The following is a 17006-nucleotide window of genomic DNA, read 5'->3' on the forward strand; positions in this document are numbered from 1 at the left end:
ATCAGGCAGCCCGTAATTGTTTCTCAACTTCAGACAAACTGGTTTGGAATGAATCCCGCTTGAACAGTCTTTGCATATAAGTATGCAAGGCCTTTGCTTTCGCAGGAACTTCAATGCCTAATTGCGGTAGACGCCATAATAAGGGGGCCATCGCGCAGTCCAGTAAAGAAAATTCATCGCTTAGAAAATAGGGTTTATCAGCGAAGACCGGCTCAAGGCTAATCAGACTTTCCAAGAGATGCTGCCGAGCCTCTTCAGCCTGCTCATTCTTTTTAATTTGCATTAAAAGGTAATACCAGTCATGCTCGATACGATGCATCATTTTCCTGGCTTCGGCTCTTGCAACTGGATATACAGGCAGCAAAGGCGGATGTGGAAAACGCTCATCGAGATATTCCATTATAATTCTGGCCTCATAAAGAACCAGTTCACGATCAAGTAGGGTTGGAACCGTTCCATATGGATTGATAGAGAGTAAATCGTTCGAGGCTTCGCCTTGTTTGGCGGGCAGAATTTCTACATTAACCCCTTTTTCTGCAAGTACAATTCTCACCTGGTGACTGTAAACATCATCACTGTCAGAATATAAAGACATAATCGTGCGCTTTGTCACAATAGCCATCGCAACTCCTCGTCATACGTTAACTCAGCATATAGCATGCAAAAGAGTGCATTTTAGCACAAATTAGCAAGCAATGTTTAAGAATAGGCAAATTTATCATTAGCGATCGGTCTAATGGTCAATCTTTTCCCAGTATGTTTTTTTTAGTCTGTAGACAACCAGCAAAAATATAAACAGGAAAGCGATGACAAATCCGCCTGCACGATAACGCACAAGCTTGGCCGGCTCTCCAACATATACCAGAAAATTAACCAAATCAGTAACCGCACTGTCAAATTCAGGCTGAGTCATTTCACCTGGCTCAGACAGTAATAAATGGGACAGGAATAAATATCCGGCCTCATCTTTATTCTCGATTGCGACCACTCTGCCTGCCAATGGTTCAAGTACATTTGGCATGGCCACCCCAGGAATTAAAATATTATTCGCGCCAAAGGGTCTCGTTTTATCTACGTAAAATCCTTTGAGATAGGTATAAAGCCAGGATGCGCCTCTTTGTCTGGCACTTAAAGAAAGATCAGGCGGCACTTTTCCGAACCATTCCTGGGCATCCGCTGGGGGCATACTAATTCTGATGGGATCGTAAATTGGAGCGCGGGTAAAAATCAGATTGTTAATTAATAAATCACTATCCAGCTCCCCATCGAAAGTCGTTAAACCCAAATCATGAGCCATGCGGTTATAGCGCATGTATTTCAAGGAATGGCAACCTGAACAATAATTCATATACATTTTGGCCCCGCGCTGCAAACGGGCCTTATCCTGCAAATCAATATCTACAGGTAATAATTTGACATTATCTTCTGCAGCAGCATGCAGAACACCAGACAGGAAAATGGAAGAAAGTCCAAGAAACAGCTTTTTTGAAATCATCGGCTTATCCTCTCTGGTACCTCAAGATGCTGCTCATAACGTGTATAAAATGGCATCAGGATAAAATAGGCGAAGTATATAAACGTACAAATCTGGGCGAGATATTGCCGTACAGGGGTTACCACCACGGTTCCCAAATACCCCAGGGTTACAAAGCTTATTAAAAAGATAAGCAATGCCCAGCGTGACAAATATCCCTTGTACCGCATTGAACGAACCGGACTTCTGTCCAGCCAAGGCATGAAAAATAGAAGTAGAATGGAAGAAAGCATTGCGATAACGCCGATTAATTTGTTCGGAATCGCTCTTAATATGGTGTAAAAAGGCGTCATATACCAGACTGGGGCAATATGATCCGGGGTCACCATCGGGTCGGCAGGAACAAAATTGGCATGTTCCAGAAAATAACCGCCCATCTCCGGGGTGAAGAAAATAATGGCAAAAAACAAAATTAGAAATACCATTATTCCCAGCGCGTCTTTTACGGTGTAATAAGGATGAAAAGGGATTCCGTCCAGTGGGATGCCGCGTGGATCCAGATTTTTCTTAATCTCAATCCCTTCAGGATTATTAGAGCCTACCTTGTGTAGAGCGACAATATGCAAAAATACCAGAACTAATAGCAATAATGGGATGCCAATAACGTGCAGAGCAAAAAAACGCTGCAGTGTAGCATTCGCCACATTGTAATCACCCCGCAGCCAGGTAACCAGCGTATCGCCCACAAAGGGAATTGCTCCAAACAGCGAAGTAATCACCTGTGCTCCCCAGTAGGACATTTGTCCCCAGGGCAGTAAATACCCAAAAAAGGCCTCTGCCAGAAGCAATAAAAATATCACCATTCCAATCAGCCAGATGAGTTCTCTCGGCTTTTGATAAGACCCATACAATACGCTGCGAAACATATGCAGATAAATCACAATAAAAAAAGCAGATGCGCCTGTGGAATGCATGTACCGCAGAAACCAGCCATAATTGACATCGCGCATTATGTATTCAACGGAATCAAAGGCCCCATCTGCAGTGGGGGTATAAAACATCGTTAGCCAAAGACCTGTTACCAGCTGATTTATCAAAACAATCGTAGCCAAAGATCCAAAAAAGTAGAAGAAATTAAAATTCTTTGGTGCATAGTATTCACTGATATGCTTTTTCCAGGTTGTCATCAGGGGAAAACGAGCATCAATCCAATTCAGTATTCCGCTCATGCTTGACCATCCTTTTCATCTTCGCCAATTATAATCAGGTGTTTATTAACAAAACGGTATGGGGGAACCTCCAGATTAATTGGTGCAGGAACGCCTTTGAAAACCCTTCCAGCCAGATCAAAAGTGGAGCCGTGGCAAGGGCAGAAAAAGCCTCCCGGCCAGTCAGGCCGTAATTCTCTTTCATTAGGAGTATATTTAGGCGAACAACCCAGATGGGTACAAATTCCCACCAATACCAAATACTCGGGATTTATCGAGCGGAATTTATTTTGTGCATATTCAGGCTGCTGATCAACCAGTGAATCAGGATCGCGCAAATCATCGTTATGCCCATTTAAATGTTTGAGCATTTCAGGTGTGCGCCTGATAATCCAAACAGGCTTCCCCCGCCACTCAACAGTAACCTGCTGGCCAGGCTCAATTTTACTGATATCAACTTCTACAGGGGCACCAGCAGCCTGTGCCTTAGCACTGGGCAGCCATGAGGAAACAAAAGGAGTTAAGGCACATACAGCCCCTATTCCACCTAATACTCCAGTGGTTCGTAATAAAAATTGACGCTTCTGTTCATCAATCACTTCCGATGGATACAGCTCACCCTGCTCAGGCTTGATTTCATCATTCACGGTGCTTTCTTCCTGTCTACTTCCTTTTATACCGTTTCAGACATCATGATTGAAGCATCAAGCTTGCTCTTTCAGTATCAGCTTGAACGCAATCAATTCCAGAATTCTGATAAAGGTGAAATGTACTATTTATATCAAAGATTTAAGCGTTTGCAAATGCAGGAGATCCATTTGCCAGGTATTCAATTGATGCGCTTGATTTTTTCAGGCTAAAAAAGAGAGTCTTCATCAAACTGCGTCATGCCATGTCATCTCGAACGCAGTGAGAGATCTCCGAATGCTGGCACAAACCAGGATCCAGGAGATCTCTCACTGCGTTCGAGATGACGGTGCCCGTGAGTTAAGTAATGACACAGTCTAATAAAACACTCTCTAAAAAAAACCCCGCATCGGCGGGGTTTGATATAAAGATATAATTAGCGTTTTGAGTACTGAGTGGCACGACGTGCTTTGTGCAAACCCACTTTCTTACGCTCAACTCGACGAGAATCACGAGTCAGCAGACCTTTCGCACGTAATTTGCGTCGGTAAGAATCGGCTTGAGGTTCAGCATCTTCAGCCAAATCAATTTCATCGTACTGAACCAGTGCGCGAGCGATGCCCAGGCGAACAGCACCAGCCTGACCAGAAATACCGCCGCCAACAACAGTGGCGTAGATATCGAAACGCTCAAGAACGTCAACAGTTTCTAAAGGCTGTCTAACCACCATACAGGCAGTTTCGCGACCAAAATATTCTTCCAGTGCACGGTTATTGATTTTGATTTCGCCTTTACCTGGACGGATAAAGACTCTGGCCGTTGAGCTTTTTCTACGACCAGTACCATAGTATTGCTGCAATTCAGCCATATTATTTATTCCTCAATCTCTAGTTGCTTAGGTTGCTGAGCAGCATGTGGATGTTCACTACCAGCGTATACTTTCAGCTTACGGTACATTTCTCTGCCCAATGGGTTTTTAGGAAGCATACCTTTTACAGCTAACTCAATAATTCTTGTAGGATTTTTTGCCTGGAGCTTCTCAAAAGAAGTGGATTTTATGCCACCAGGAAATCCAGAGTGATGATAATACATCTTCTCTTTGAATTTACGGCCTGTAACAGTCACTTTTTCAGCGTTTGTTACAACGATATAATCCCCAGTATCAACGTGAGGGGTATATTCTGCCTTGTGCTTGCCGCGTAAACGACGAGCGATTTCAGTAGCCAGACGACCTAAAGTTTTGTCGCTAGCATCAATTATGAACCAATCACGTTTAACTTCGTGAGCTTTGGCGCTGAATGTTTTCATTAAATTAACTCCGTACCGCCTTTTATCATTGGTAATCTTTCAATCTTGGACGGGCGATTTTAACCAAAACTGTAATAACCTACAAGTAAAATAAGTAAAAACTTGAACAGAATCTTAAAAAAAGATTATTTAAGCGTTACTTATCCATTAATAATTGTTCGACAATTTTATTCTTTAATAAATGCTTGTCAACAATTTCATCAATATCTTCAAGCGTGGAGTAAGTATACCATACGCCTTCGGGATAAATTACAACACAGGGGCCTTGGTTGCAACGACCCAAACACCCTGACTTACTAACACGTATTTTTCCAGGACCATGCGCTCCAAGTTCAAGCAAACGCTCTTTCAGATGCTCAAAATACTCGATACCGCCACTGTTGGCACAGCAAACTTTGCCAGCTGCTTTTTGGTTGGTGCATATAAACACATGCCGGATATAATGACTCAACAACTATTTTCCTTTCTGCTCAATTTTAGTTTTTAATTTCAACCCCGCTTTAAAGGTTACCACCCTTCGCGCAACCACTGGGATCTCTTCTCCAGTTTTGGGGTTTCTACCAGGTCTTTGCGGTTTATCTCTCAGATTAAAATTGCCAAAACCTGATAATTTAACATCCTTTCCATTTTCCAAAGCATTCCGAATGGCTTCGAAAAACTCCTCAACCATTGCTTTTGCGTCTGGTTTGGACAAATCCAATTCACTAAACAAGGTTTCTGCAATCATTGCTTTACTTAGTGCATTCACGATTTTAATCCCTCAACGTAATTGAAAAATCATCCTCAAGTGTTCTGAGTATAGCATCAATTACCTGGTTTATCTCGTTATCTATCAAGGTTTTATTGTCGTCCTGCAAGACCAGCGCAATAGCAGCACTCTTCTTGCCTTGTGGAATATTCTCTCCGCGGTAGATGTCAAACACATGAAAAGACTTCAACCAGTTATTGGGAATTACCGATTTAACCGCTTTTTCAATTTCCCCCATCTGGATGTTATCATCCATCAGAATGGACAGATCGCGACGGATCTGTGGAAATCGGGAAATTTGCGCATAGCGTATAACCGAGCTGGCCATCAGCTCATTCAAATACAACTCAAACAGTAATACTTCTTCCTGAATATCCAGGGCATCGGCAATACGGGGATGAAGACTGCCGCACCATCCCGCCACTTTACCATTGATTAGTATTTTCGCTGTTTTTCCAGGATGCAAAGCAGAATGCTCGGCTAACACGAACTCTACGTCTGAAATTTGCAGCAGTGCAAACAGACCTTGCAGATCACCTTTGATATCATAAAAATCAAACGAACGTGCAGGTTCACACCAATTCATACCGCCGCTCTCTCCGGCAATTAAACCGGCAAGGCAAGGGTGTTCTTTTACCTGGTCATTCTCGACTTCAAACACCACACCTGCCTCAAAAAACTTAATCGATGTTTGCTGCCGATGCATGTTGTAAATCATGGAAGCTAAAAGGCCAGGCCACATTCCGGTACGCATTTGCGACAGCTCGGAGGAAATAGGATTCAATAAACTCAATGCCTTTGTATGCGGGTATAGAGCCTGCTGCAATTCGGGATCGACAAAACTATAGCTAATTGTCTCATGATATCCACGGTCAGCGAAATAATGCGCTGCACGCTTGGAGATTGACTCGACAGGGGCAATGCTGCCTGGCTGAACCGTCGTAATCATTTTTTGCCCTGGAATTCGGTCATATCCTCGAATACGAATGACTTCCTCGATTAAATCCACCTCAAGCTGAATATCAAAACGATAAGCGGGCGGCGTAACTTTCCAGCAGGATGACTCTTTGCTGACGGTCATTCCCAGACTCTGCAGCAGTGCCAATATCTCAGCCTCTTCCACAACCACGCCTGTTAATTGCTCCACCCTGGATGGATTAAAGTCGATGCAGGGAAGCTGGGGCATAAAGTTGTTTTCAACCACTTCGGTGACAGGCCCCGCTTGTCCCCCGCAAATTTCCAGTAGCAGACTGGTGGCTCTCTCGATAGCCTTTAATTGCAGTTGTGGATCGACCCCTCGCTCAAAACGTTGCGAGGAATCGGTAAACAGACCAAACTTTCTCGCGACTCCCGCGATGTGTACAGGTGTAAAATAAGCACTTTCCAGGAAAACAGTAGTGGTTTCATCACTCACAGCTGTTTCTTCCCCACCCATTACACCGGCCATTGCCAGCACCTTACTCTGATCAGCAATCACCAGAATATTATCGGCCAATGTAGTATCCTGCCCATCCAGCAAGCGTAATGACTCATTGTTTCGAGCAAAACGTACTTCAATATTGCCGTCAAGCTTTTGCAAATCAAAAGCATGCATGGGCTGTCCCAGCTCAATCATTACATAATTTGTTATATCGACCACCGGATGAATACTGCGTATAGCTGCACGGCGTAACCGCTCCCGCATCCACAGAGGAGTTACAGCATGGGAGTTAACACCCTGAACCACTCGTCCACAATAATGCGGGCAAGCCTCGGGGTTTCTGAGCTGAACTAAACGTTGCTCATCGATGACAGGCCGAGACGGGGTTTCAGTAACGCCAGCCAGAGTAGAGCGGGTTAATGCCGAGACTTCTCTGGCGATTCCTAACACGCTCAGGCAATCAGCGCGATTGGGTGTCAAATCAATATCAAATACCTGATCGTCCAAAGATAAATAAGCACGTAAGTCTTGTCCAACAGGCGCATTTCCATCTAATTCGATAATCCCGTCAGAACTTTCAGTCAAGCCTAACTCTGAAGCTGAGCACAGCATTCCCTGTGACAACTCGCCTCGCAATTTGGTTTCTTTAATATGAATTCCACCGGGTAAACTGGCGCCGATTTGTGCGAGCGCAACCTTTAAGCCTTTTCTGACATTGGACGCACCGCAGACCACATGCAGCAGCTCTTTGCCTGTGCTCACTTCACATAGTGTTAACTTGTCAGCCTGAGGGTGCGGCTTTGTATTTACAACTTCTGCAACAATAACCTGGTCAAAAGAGCCGGCCACGGGGCTGATGGAATCGACTTCTAATCCAGCCATTGTTAATAGTTCGGCCAATTCTTGTGCATTAAGGGAGGGTCTTACCCATTCACGTAACCATTCTTCACTTACTTTCATCGTTTCCTCTTACCAGGATTTTTCAAGCCGATTGCTCAGGAGGTGCTAGTTAAAATTGCTTTAAAAAGCTGAGATCATTTTCAAACATCATTCTTAAATCGTCGATACCAAAGTAAAGCATCGCCAAACGATCCATTCCCATACCGAATGCCCATCCCTGATAGTGTTCTGGAGATATATTAACGGCTTTGAGCACATTGGGATGAACCATCCCGCAGCCCAGCACTTCAAGCCAGCCGGTAAATTTGCAGGAACGGCAGCCTTTTCCTGAACATTGGGTACACTCGATATCTACCTCAGCAGATGGTTCAGTAAAAGGGAAATAGGATGGTCTAAACCGCAATGCAAGCTCACGGCCAAAAAAGTCGGCGAAAAAATCATGGAGCAGACCGCGTAACTGAGACAGTGTGGCTGTTTTATCAATTAATAAGCCTTCAACCTGATGAAACATCGGCGTATGCGTTAAATCGGAGTCGCAGCGATAGACCCGTCCGGGTGCGATTAAACGCATTGGCGGCTGACGTTCTTCCATAGTGCGAATCTGAACAGGCGACGTATGCGTACGCAGCAAATGTCCATCCCCAAAATAAAAGGTATCATGCATTGCACGCGCGGGATGATGCCCAGGTATATTAAGGGCTTCAAAATTATAAAATTCTGTTTCTACTTCCGGGCCGGTAACGATGTCGAATCCCAGACGGCTAAAATAGTCATTGACCCGTTGTTTGACCTGAGTCACTGGATGCAGAGATCCTGACTGGGTATTTCTTCCGGGAAGACTAATGTCGATCCGCTCATCACGAAGCTTTTGCTGCAGGGCTATTTCTTTAAGATCAATTAATTTATTTTCAATTAAGCTGTTAAGCTCTCGTTTGGCAAGATTTACCAACTGGCCAACTTTGGGTTTATCTTCAGCACTCAGATGGGCAAGACTTTTAAGAATTTCCGTCAAAAGACCTTTTTTACCCAGATAATCAATCCGAATAGCCTCCAAGATTTGTATACTATTGGCTTCTTGTACGGCCTTGGCAGCCTTTTCCTGTAATTCGACTATGTCTTGCATGATCTTGACCTGCATATAGAAAAGGAGGCCCAAGCCTCCCTATTCATCTAACAAAATGAAGCGCTTTGATAATAAACTCCAGTTCAATGCGTTTTTGCCCTGATCCTCTGCATAATCCCGCGAGCAGATCAGAGCGCAATGAACAATTATTATCTATTGGGCTAAAGCGGCCTTGGCTTGTTCAGCAACAGCAGCAAAAGCCTGCTTGTCATAAACCGCCATATCAGCCAGAACTTTTCTGTCTAATTCGATAGCGGCTTTTTTCAAACCATCAATCAAACGGCTGTATGACAAACCACACTCGCGAGCCTGAGCATTGATTCGGGTAATCCACAATGCACGGAATTGTCTTTTCTTTTGACGACGGTCACGGTAAGCATATTGACCGGCTTTGATCACTGCTTGTTTGGCTACTCGATAGGTACGACTACGGGCACCATAATAACCTTTGGCCTGATCTAAAATCTTTTTGTGACGTGCTTTGGCCGTCACTCCACGTTTAACTCTTGGCATTATTCACTCCTCCCCTTAACTACCGTGAAGCATACGTTCTGCGAGACGAGCATCACACTTTTTCAGTGTACCTGCCGCAACACGCAAATGACGTTTTTGCTTTGGCGATTTTTTGGTAAGGATGTGATTTCTGTAAGCGCGTCGACGCTTGATAGAACCACCCGCTGTCTTACGGAAGCGTTTACTCGCTCCACGATGCGACTTTAACTTTGGCATAGCATATACTCCGCATTTGTTTCGCTACTAATGTTGGCATCCAGTACTTTCAAACTCAAAACGAGCAATTTGCCTGTTGGCAATGAATTGCAGCAGTGTAAAGAGGTATTCAGCAATCAGCCTTTTTTCTTAGGCGACAAGACCATAACTAATTGGCGGCCTTCACGTTTAGCCTGTTGCTCAACAACAGCATGTTCTGCTGTATCTTGCATGAGACGCTCCATGATTTTCATACCAATGTCCTGATGGGCCATTTCACGACCGCGAAAACGCAGCGTAATTTTGACTTTGTCACCATGATTAAGGAACCGTATCAGGTTGCGTAGCTTGACCTGATAATCCCCGTCTTCCGTCGTAGGACGAAATTTCAACTCTTTGACCTGAATTTGCTTCTGCTTTTTCTTCGCTTCAGATAATTTTTTATTCAGTTCAAACAGATATTTACCATAATCCATAATCTTACAGACAGGCGGCTTGGCAGATGGCGATATCTCAACCAAATCATGCCCACTATCCTCTGCTGCGCGTAGTGCTTCTCGCGTAGACACAATGCCCACCTGGTTGCCGTCAGCGTCAATGAGACGTACCTCAGGTACATTGATTTGTTCATTAACTCTTGCACGATCGCTATCGCGCTTATTTGGTGCAGTAATAGTTTAACCCTCCATCTGAGTTTTAAATACGACCTTTGGTCGCAATCTCTTTTTGCAACAGGTCGCAAACGCTGTCAATCGTCATTACACCCAGATCCGTACCTTCACGTGTTCTCACTGAAACGGAGCCGGTTTCCACTTCTTTGTCACCAATGACCAAGAGGAAGGGAATTTTCTGTAAAGTATGCTCGCGAATTTTAAAACCAATTTTCTCATTTCTCAAGTCAAAATTGGCTCTGATCCCCTGTTTTTGCAAAATTTTTGTTACTTGTTCGCCAAATTGCTGCTGTTTTTCACTTACAGTAAAGATTATAGCCTGAGTTGGTGCCAGCCATAACGGCATTTTTCCAGCATAATGCTCAATGAGAATTCCCATAAATCGCTCGAACGAACCCAGAATGGCCCGATGCACCATCACTGGAGTTTGCTTGCCGCCATCTTCGGCAATGTAACTTGCTCCCAAACGATCCGGCATTGAAAAATCAACCTGTATAGTACCACATTGCCAGATTCTTCCCAGGCAATCTGCCAGGGAACATTCAATTTTCGGGCCATAGAAAGCGCCTTCGCCAGGCGCATCCTGCCATTGAATGTCATGACCGGCCATCGCCTGTTTCAAGGCATTCTCCGCTTTGTCCCATACTTCATCACTGCCTACCCGTTTTTCAGGTCTTAAAGCCAGGCGATATTTGATTTCACTGAAACCGAAATCCGCATACACGGACTGAACCAATTCGAGCATCATTGCTACTTCAGACTGTATTTGCTCTTCTGTACAGAAAATATGGGCATCATCCTGCACCATATTGCGGACACGCATTAAACCGTGTAACGAACCGGAGGGTTCACAGCGGTGACAATTGCCGAACTCTGATAGGCGCAATGGCAAATCGCGGTAGCTTTTCAAACCATGATTATAAATTTGTACATGGCAGGGACAGTTCATGGGTTTAACAGCATAAAGCCGGTTTTCCGTCTCAGTAATAAACATTTCATCTCTGAAATTATCCCAATGGCCGGATTTCTCCCACAGAGAGCGATCGACTAATTGTGGAGTTTTTACTTCCTGATAACCAAAATCTGCCAGACGGCTGCGCATGTAACGCTCTAATTCCTGGTAAATTATCCAGCCATTAGGATGCCAGAAAACCATTCCTGGCGCGATATCCTGGAAGTGGAAAAGATCAAGGGCCTTGCCCAGTTTGCGGTGGTCACGTTTCTCTGCTTCTTCGATGCGATGTAAATAGGCTTCCAGCGACTTCTTATCATTCCAGGCTGTGCCATATACCCGTTGAAGCATTTCGTTATTGGAATCACCTCGCCAATATGCCCCCGCCAGCTTGGTCAGTTTAAATGCTTTCAGTTTGCCGGTGGAAGGCACATGCGGACCTCGGCAAAGATCTTCAAAATCCCCCTGTCGATAGAGGGAAATCACTTCGCCCTGGGGAATTTCGGCAATAATTTTAGCTTTGTATTCTTCCCCCAGACTACGGAAATAATCAATAGCTTCATCACGCGGCAGTTCACGTCTTGACACAGGATAATCGGCTTTGGCCAATTCAGTCATTTTTGCTTCAATACGCCCCAGATCTTCCGGCGTAAAAGGACGCTCAAAGGCAAAATCATAATAGAAACCATCCTCTATTACCGGGCCAATAGTTACCTGGGCACTTGGAAACAGCTGTTTGACTGCCTGTGCCAATAAATGGGCGGTAGAATGCCGAATAACCTCAAGGCTCTCTTCCTGTTTCTCGGTGATAATGACCAGATCACTATCTTCCTGAATCAGAAAGCTGGTATCCACAAGATGTCCGTCAACGGAGCCAGCCAAAGCGGCCTTAGCCAGCCCGGGGCTAATAGTATTTGCCACTTCATAGACAGTTACAGGCTGTTCAAAGTGTTTAATTTGTCCATCAGGCAATTTAATATGAGGCATCTTTATTCCTTCCGTCTTCAGATTGAAGCAAATTTAGCAGTATGCACAGAGATGGGCTATCCTGGCATTATTAATTTATATATTGGCAAAACCTACAGACTAACCTATTTTTGAACAGAGGTAAAGCATGAAATATCAGTCTCTCTCTTACTTCGCTTTCTTGGTCGCATACATCTTATAATCGGCCTGAGCCAGCATGTCTTCAAGAGTCTGATGCTCTTCTGGATTGAACTGAATGACGCCCACACTAAATTCAATGGCGTACACTTTGGGCTCTACTGACTTCAATGCATGATTAAAGCGTTTAATAACTCCTGATACATCTTTTTGATTCAGTTCGGAGCAAAATACACAAAATTCGTCGCCTCCCAAGCGGGCAATTATATCGTAATAACGAAAATTATGCACAAGAGCGTCTGCAACATCTTTTAATACTTTATCACCCTCTGCATGTCCAAATTGATCATTAATGTATTTAAATTTATCCAGATCAAAAAACAAGAGGGTAAATATCTGATTCTCACGCTGGTATTTCTGAAACAGGTAGCCGGCCAGTTTTAGAAATCCCCTGCGGTTGGTTAAGCCGGTTAATTCATCGGTTATAGAAACCTGTAATTGTTCCAGATCCCTTTCAACCATCTGAGCAAGATCATGGATAAGATTCTGATCGACTTCAGCCTTCAATCGAGGCTTGTCATCAATCAGGCAAATAACTCCCACATTGTAGCCTTTAATTTTTAAAGGACAGCCTAAGTAAAATCTGAAATTTGGCCCCCCTATCACAAAAGGATTATCATAAAAGCGCTCATCCCTGGTTGCATCTTCTACCACCATAATTTCATCTGAAAGAATCACATGACCACAAAATGAAGTTTTTCTGGCGGCCTCGGCAATATCAAATCCTTGGGTAGATTTCATCCATTGACGCTCCGCTTCCAGGAATGAAATCACCGAAATAGGCACGTCAAACAGCTTGCATGCAATCCGGGTTATTCTATCGAAACGCTCTTCTTTCTCGGTATCGAGTATTTGTAACTTATAAAGTGTCGCCAGGCGATCTGCTTCATTTACTGGCTTATGCGGAGGTATCATTTATCCAATCCTTGCAAATACATTCCAATACCGATGAGCTCTATATAGGAATAGTATATATCATAGAGACAATCGTCTATTCCATAAATTTTATTGCTGCTTTAACAAGCAAAAGCTGATATATGAAAAATGATTTAGATGCAGAGGGTGAAATTGGTAGGCACGAGTGGGATCGAACCACCGACCACCACCATGTCAAGGTGGTGCTCTACCACTGAGCTACGTGCCTAGCACAACGTCGGGCATTATATTAAAGCTTTTTTCACAAAGCAAACAATTTATTTAATAATTCTGATAATAAAAAGGCTTGAATAGACTGCTATCAATTCAAGCCTTACACGGCGAGGTTAATTGCCATGAGTTAAACCACTGCTGGCAGTTACCGGGGTAATTTGTTCCGTCTTCATACTCCCATCGCTACCAGAGCTTCGTGAAGTCGTTTCCGTTGACTTCGAGAGACATCATAGCAAACCAAAAATTAATGTCAACAATTAATTTCCAAAGGAAACCAAAAGTTTCCTTTTATCTTGATAATTGCACGATGGTTTCCAATTTGTTACACTTCATTACCTTTCCTCTGATTATTAAACAATGGAAAAAGTCGACCTTAGTAAACAGTTTTCCTACCGATTAAGAGACGCTATGATTGCCGCGGGATTAAACTCTCAGCGCTCAACTTCCGGTGTGTGTATTCATCAACTGGCCAGTATAACTGGCTATTCTGTGCAGATATGCAGGCGTTATCTGCGTGGCGAAGCGATTCCTGAGCCTGCCAAACTGGTAGAAATCGCGGAAAAATTGAACGTATCTCCAGGCTGGTTGTTATTTGGCGACAGTATTTCGCAGCAACCAGAAGGAGCTGAAACCCTCCTGATTCATAAGAATCTTCTGCACTATATTTTCACTCGCGCAGGAGATCTATATAATGCAAGCCGCAATAGAGGGGAGATCGCCAATTTTTTGCTGGATCTCATCAAGGACGTGAGTCAGATTAATGCAAATTCTGAACAAACCAGGAAGATTATTGATTTAGCGCTGGCATCTGCCGGGCATTTTAACCATTAGCATGGAACGTTTTAAGCAAATTCATGGAAACCAGTCGTATAGCAACAGCACATCCGCAAATGATGGATCTTCTATTTGGTCACAAGGATAAAATACAGCGCATATTTAGTGATGTACTAGGACTTCATCAAATCCATCATATGTCGGTGTTATCAATTGATTCGCATGCTCGTATTCTGATTATTTCCTCTACTCCCTCGATGGAGTTTAACCTGTTTAGTCGTAATTTATGGGAATACGATTTAACTTATAACCCTGCCTGGTATCAGCGTTGTGAACAGGCAAGCTGGCAATCGCTCTATCATCCGGCGCGTTATGAGGAACTTTATTATTTACGACAGGTCAGACATGAACTGCCTGTCGGCACATCAATTGCCGAACAAGTGCAGGAAGGCGGCTATTTTATTTATTCATTAGGCAGTAACAATACCTGTATGCAAGTCCAATCTCAATTTGCTCATGAAAAAGAGTTCCTATGCAAAATTGGCCAGCATTGCAGCAGCCTGCTTGCGCCCCTGTTTTATGATTATAAGCAATAGTTTTCAAGGCTCAGCCCAGCCCGCCATAACCATTATTGATTATGAATAATAAGTCCTGCTTTTGCATTTTCACTGAGCTTTAAAGCTTCACGAATGGCCTCTTTCTTATTCTTAAAGTGTCCGCTCGCTCGCGATGCACCTTGCTTTTTCACAGTCCAGCCCTCTTCATCAGCAAATACAAGATAAAATGCGTTTTTGGCGGGTTTTAAATTCAGACTTTTTGCCAATAGTTTTTTAATGATTAGTAAATGCTCCTGCTCTTGTTTTAGAGCCGTCATAAATTCCTCTGCCAACTGTGGATATCCATTTTGCGCAGACAGTTCAATCAATGTTTCCCATGCTGCATTATCCGACAGCTCTACAGTCATTAAGGCTTCCACGGTTTGCGGAATGCTTGTTCTTGGATCAGTTAGTACCTGAATGATGCCCATCCCCAATACTCCGCTCACATCTGCACAGGGAGTCATCGCAGTAGGATCGGCGCCCAATCGGGTTATCGCGTCCTCTAACATGGCCATATGCTGAGCTTCCTCCTCGCGCAGATGCTGAAATTCCTTACATAATTCGTCTTGATTCAGTCCTTTAGCTTTTGCGAGTGCAGCATCATATATGCGAACACCAGAACGCTCATAAGCCAGGCGTTCACCCAGTTTGTCAATAAGTAATTGAAAACCCGATGGATTGCTGCTCTTGCCTTCAGCCTCAGGAATACTACCCACGGGATTGGCCTCTGCAGCCATTTGGCTTCGCTGCTTACTCAGCATGCGGCTATCTCCAGGCACGTCAGGAGGGAATTGAGTTTCCGCCTTTAGCATAGATTTCAGATTTTGTGGCTCCAGCAAGACGCCGGTAAAATTATGTCCTTGATAATTTTTCATAATAGACTCCTTGTCTTCAGTGTCTTGCACTACTAAGTTCAGTACCGGGACGCCACTGATAGCCAGCAGAGGCGATGTCAGCCGGAACACCTTCTGAATTCATATGCTCCCTGTAACGTATTGATCTTTTATCTTCTTTTTCCAAGGGTACATATTGAGCACCATTGGTGCGCAAATTAATTTCAGCTTTTAAAACTTCGAGCACAAACTCACGCTGACTTTTGAATTCAAGCATTACCGGCAAGTCACCAGTCAATAATTCAGCCGGATCTCTTTTTTCAAATTGCTTGAATAAATCGCATGCAAGATGAAATTGCCCTAATTCATAATCCAGAAATCTCTCCCACATAGCCTTAACCCGCAGGTTGCTCTCCTGCTCTACACAGCTTAGATAAGTATAAATTTCCATTAATTCATGAATAATCCATTTTTCAATCAGAGACTCCTCTGGATCCATTAAAGAACCATATTGAGTGACATGCTGCTCTTCAATGGAGGCGATTTCAGCATAAAGCTGCCTTGCTATTGGATCAGCAAAAAGAGGCCCGATATTCATATAATAATCGTGAGTCTGGAATTCTGCGGCTGTAATCATAGCTGCATGTATTTTTGTGATTAACTGAGCCTTGTCTTTCTGATAGGAATCGCGAAGGTCATCCCTTGGGGCGCGGTGATGTTCTGATGTGGGACGCCCAGGAATTAAATCGGTATATCCCTGCAGAATATTGTTGGCATCTTTGCCTTCCAGCCGATCCAGCATTGCCGCATAGCGATACAGATGATCAAAATCTTCAAGTAATCCAAAGCGGTAAGTTTGTGCCTGATAAGGATCAGGCTCAGATTTTGCAACGGCGGCTGTTACTTCAATAGCCACTTGCTCATAGGCAATGGTGGTTTCAAGCGGTGAATGGTCAGCTGAGAGTAACCAGTTAATCTGTGTTGCCTGGTGCTGTTCTACCCGTCTTACCTGAGCTAATGGAAGCTGAAGTTCTTTATTAAAGCGGGATAAGAAATGTTTGGTGCGCAGCGCATCCAGCTCGATCCCATTTAGCAAAATAATGCGCACACGGGTAAATGCATCATCGTCCAGCTTGCTGATTGGTTTTCCTGCCAATTCTTTCCAGGTAAATTGTTGCTTATCAAGCGGACAGCCCTTCTCTTCTAAAATCGATCTGAAATTACTTGCCATATAAAGCTCCTTTTAGTTGGACTTAGCGCGTTCATCATCCTGAACAGTTTTGAAATCTGGTTTATATTATAACTATAGCATTGAACCATTTTTGACCAACCAATTCCTTGGCTTACT

19 protein-coding genes and 1 tRNA gene are annotated in these 17006 nt (G+C 43.8%); 2 read left to right on the forward strand and 18 right to left on the reverse strand.

The window, feature by feature from the left end:
- Position 1 precedes the first annotated feature (1 nt).
- From E1O89_RS05755 to E1O89_RS05830, 16 genes are all read right to left on the reverse strand, one after another.
- On the reverse strand, positions 2-622 hold the full coding sequence (locus E1O89_RS05755; RefSeq protein ID WP_112220057.1) for a glutathione S-transferase N-terminal domain-containing protein: 621 nt from the start codon (positions 620-622) through the stop codon (positions 2-4).
- A 111-nt stretch (positions 623-733) separates the two neighbouring features.
- The gene (locus E1O89_RS05760; protein WP_133139333.1) at positions 734-1495 is read right to left on the reverse strand and encodes a cytochrome c1; all 762 of its coding nucleotides are present in this window, start codon (positions 1493-1495) and stop codon (positions 734-736) included.
- Positions 1492-2703 (reverse strand): cytochrome b, encoded by a 1212-nt coding sequence (locus E1O89_RS05765; RefSeq protein ID WP_133139334.1) that lies wholly within the window; start codon positions 2701-2703, stop codon positions 1492-1494. The genes E1O89_RS05760 and E1O89_RS05765 overlap by 4 nt, the downstream gene beginning before the upstream one ends.
- Positions 2700-3329: a ubiquinol-cytochrome c reductase iron-sulfur subunit gene (gene petA, locus E1O89_RS05770; RefSeq protein ID WP_058507816.1), complete on the reverse strand. Its 630-nt coding sequence runs from the start codon at positions 3327-3329 to the stop codon at positions 2700-2702. The genes E1O89_RS05765 and petA overlap by 4 nt, the downstream gene beginning before the upstream one ends.
- A 416-nt stretch (positions 3330-3745) precedes the next feature.
- A complete protein-coding gene (rpsI, locus tag E1O89_RS05775) occupies positions 3746-4177 on the reverse strand; it encodes a 30S ribosomal protein S9 (RefSeq protein ID WP_058507817.1) in 432 nt (143 codons plus the stop codon).
- A 5-nt stretch (positions 4178-4182) separates the two neighbouring features.
- Entirely contained in the window at positions 4183-4617 is a 435-nt protein-coding gene (gene rplM, locus E1O89_RS05780) for a 50S ribosomal protein L13 (protein ID WP_058507818.1), read from the reverse strand.
- 136 nt (positions 4618-4753) lie between these two features.
- A complete protein-coding gene (locus E1O89_RS05785) occupies positions 4754-5071 on the reverse strand; it encodes a (2Fe-2S) ferredoxin domain-containing protein (protein WP_172463589.1) in 318 nt (105 codons plus the stop codon).
- Complete coding sequence (locus tag E1O89_RS05790; protein ID WP_058507819.1) at positions 5072-5365, reverse strand: integration host factor subunit alpha; 294 nt, start codon at positions 5363-5365, stop codon at positions 5072-5074.
- Between the two features lie 4 nt (positions 5366-5369).
- Positions 5370-7745, reverse strand: a complete 2376-nt coding sequence (pheT, locus tag E1O89_RS05795; protein WP_133139335.1) for a phenylalanine--tRNA ligase subunit beta — start codon at positions 7743-7745, stop codon at positions 5370-5372.
- A 49-nt stretch (positions 7746-7794) separates the two neighbouring features.
- Positions 7795-8808, reverse strand: a complete 1014-nt coding sequence (gene pheS, locus E1O89_RS05800; RefSeq protein ID WP_133139336.1) for a phenylalanine--tRNA ligase subunit alpha — start codon at positions 8806-8808, stop codon at positions 7795-7797.
- A gap of 153 nt (positions 8809-8961) precedes the next feature.
- A complete protein-coding gene (rplT, locus tag E1O89_RS05805; protein WP_112220061.1) occupies positions 8962-9321 on the reverse strand; it encodes a 50S ribosomal protein L20 in 360 nt (119 codons plus the stop codon).
- Between the two features lie 15 nt (positions 9322-9336).
- Entirely contained in the window at positions 9337-9537 is a 201-nt protein-coding gene (gene rpmI / locus E1O89_RS05810) for a 50S ribosomal protein L35 (RefSeq protein WP_112220062.1), read from the reverse strand.
- 116 nt (positions 9538-9653) lie between these two features.
- A complete protein-coding gene (infC, locus tag E1O89_RS05815; RefSeq protein ID WP_058507822.1) occupies positions 9654-10190 on the reverse strand; it encodes a translation initiation factor IF-3 in 537 nt (178 codons plus the stop codon).
- A gap of 22 nt (positions 10191-10212) precedes the next feature.
- Positions 10213-12126: a threonine--tRNA ligase gene (gene thrS, locus E1O89_RS05820; protein ID WP_133139337.1), complete on the reverse strand. Its 1914-nt coding sequence runs from the start codon at positions 12124-12126 to the stop codon at positions 10213-10215.
- Between the two features lie 147 nt (positions 12127-12273).
- Positions 12274-13218 carry a sensor domain-containing diguanylate cyclase gene (locus tag E1O89_RS05825; protein ID WP_133139338.1) on the reverse strand — a complete coding sequence of 315 codons (945 nt, stop codon included), beginning with the start codon at positions 13216-13218 and terminating at the stop codon, positions 12274-12276.
- 154 nt (positions 13219-13372) lie between these two features.
- Positions 13373-13447 (reverse strand) — tRNA-Val (locus E1O89_RS05830).
- A 362-nt stretch (positions 13448-13809) separates the two neighbouring features.
- Between E1O89_RS05830 and E1O89_RS05835 the strand changes: the two genes are divergently transcribed.
- Together E1O89_RS05835 and E1O89_RS05840 are read left to right on the forward strand one after the other, a co-directional pair.
- Positions 13810-14283 (forward strand): helix-turn-helix domain-containing protein, encoded by a 474-nt coding sequence (locus E1O89_RS05835; protein ID WP_058507825.1) that lies wholly within the window; start codon positions 13810-13812, stop codon positions 14281-14283.
- Between the two features lie 23 nt (positions 14284-14306).
- Positions 14307-14822 (forward strand): hypothetical protein, encoded by a 516-nt coding sequence (locus E1O89_RS05840; protein ID WP_133139339.1) that lies wholly within the window; start codon positions 14307-14309, stop codon positions 14820-14822.
- Between the two features lie 32 nt (positions 14823-14854).
- On the opposite strand, the gene E1O89_RS05845 is transcribed toward E1O89_RS05840, so the two are convergent.
- A complete protein-coding gene (locus tag E1O89_RS05845) occupies positions 14855-15700 on the reverse strand; it encodes a demethoxyubiquinone hydroxylase family protein (RefSeq protein ID WP_222845427.1) in 846 nt (281 codons plus the stop codon).
- A gap of 16 nt (positions 15701-15716) precedes the next feature.
- Positions 15717-16889: a hypothetical protein gene (locus tag E1O89_RS05850; protein WP_133139340.1), complete on the reverse strand. Its 1173-nt coding sequence runs from the start codon at positions 16887-16889 to the stop codon at positions 15717-15719.
- Positions 16890-17006: the final 117 nt, after the last annotated feature.

Origin of the sequence: Legionella genomosp. 1 (genome assembly GCF_900640215.1) — a bacterium.
Lineage (GTDB): Bacteria > Pseudomonadota > Gammaproteobacteria > Legionellales > Legionellaceae > Legionella_C > Legionella_C quinlivanii_A.

Coding starts and splice junctions, on each gene's coding strand:
- E1O89_RS05840 (WP_133139339.1), top strand. CDS start 14,307: ATGGAAACCAGTCGTATAGCAACAGCACATCCGCAAATGATGGATCTT.
- rplM (WP_058507818.1), bottom strand. CDS start 4,617: ATGAAAACATTCAGCGCCAAAGCTCACGAAGTTAAACGTGATTGGTTC.
- E1O89_RS05845 (WP_222845427.1), bottom strand. CDS start 15,700: ATGAAAAATTATCAAGGACATAATTTTACCGGCGTCTTGCTGGAGCCA.
- rpmI (WP_112220062.1), bottom strand. CDS start 9,537: ATGCCAAAGTTAAAGTCGCATCGTGGAGCGAGTAAACGCTTCCGTAAG.
- rpsI (WP_058507817.1), bottom strand. CDS start 4,177: ATGGCTGAATTGCAGCAATACTATGGTACTGGTCGTAGAAAAAGCTCA.
- E1O89_RS05755 (WP_112220057.1), bottom strand. CDS start 622: ATGGCTATTGTGACAAAGCGCACGATTATGTCTTTATATTCTGACAGT.
- pheS (WP_133139336.1), bottom strand. CDS start 8,808: ATGCAAGACATAGTCGAATTACAGGAAAAGGCTGCCAAGGCCGTACAA.
- E1O89_RS05850 (WP_133139340.1), bottom strand. CDS start 16,889: ATGGCAAGTAATTTCAGATCGATTTTAGAAGAGAAGGGCTGTCCGCTT.
- thrS (WP_133139337.1), bottom strand. CDS start 12,126: ATGCCTCATATTAAATTGCCTGATGGACAAATTAAACACTTTGAACAG.
- E1O89_RS05835 (WP_058507825.1), top strand. CDS start 13,810: ATGGAAAAAGTCGACCTTAGTAAACAGTTTTCCTACCGATTAAGAGAC.
- E1O89_RS05765 (WP_133139334.1), bottom strand. CDS start 2,703: ATGAGCGGAATACTGAATTGGATTGATGCTCGTTTTCCCCTGATGACA.
- rplT (WP_112220061.1), bottom strand. CDS start 9,321: ATGCCAAGAGTTAAACGTGGAGTGACGGCCAAAGCACGTCACAAAAAG.
- E1O89_RS05825 (WP_133139338.1), bottom strand. CDS start 13,218: ATGATACCTCCGCATAAGCCAGTAAATGAAGCAGATCGCCTGGCGACA.
- E1O89_RS05760 (WP_133139333.1), bottom strand. CDS start 1,495: ATGATTTCAAAAAAGCTGTTTCTTGGACTTTCTTCCATTTTCCTGTCT.
- pheT (WP_133139335.1), bottom strand. CDS start 7,745: ATGAAAGTAAGTGAAGAATGGTTACGTGAATGGGTAAGACCCTCCCTT.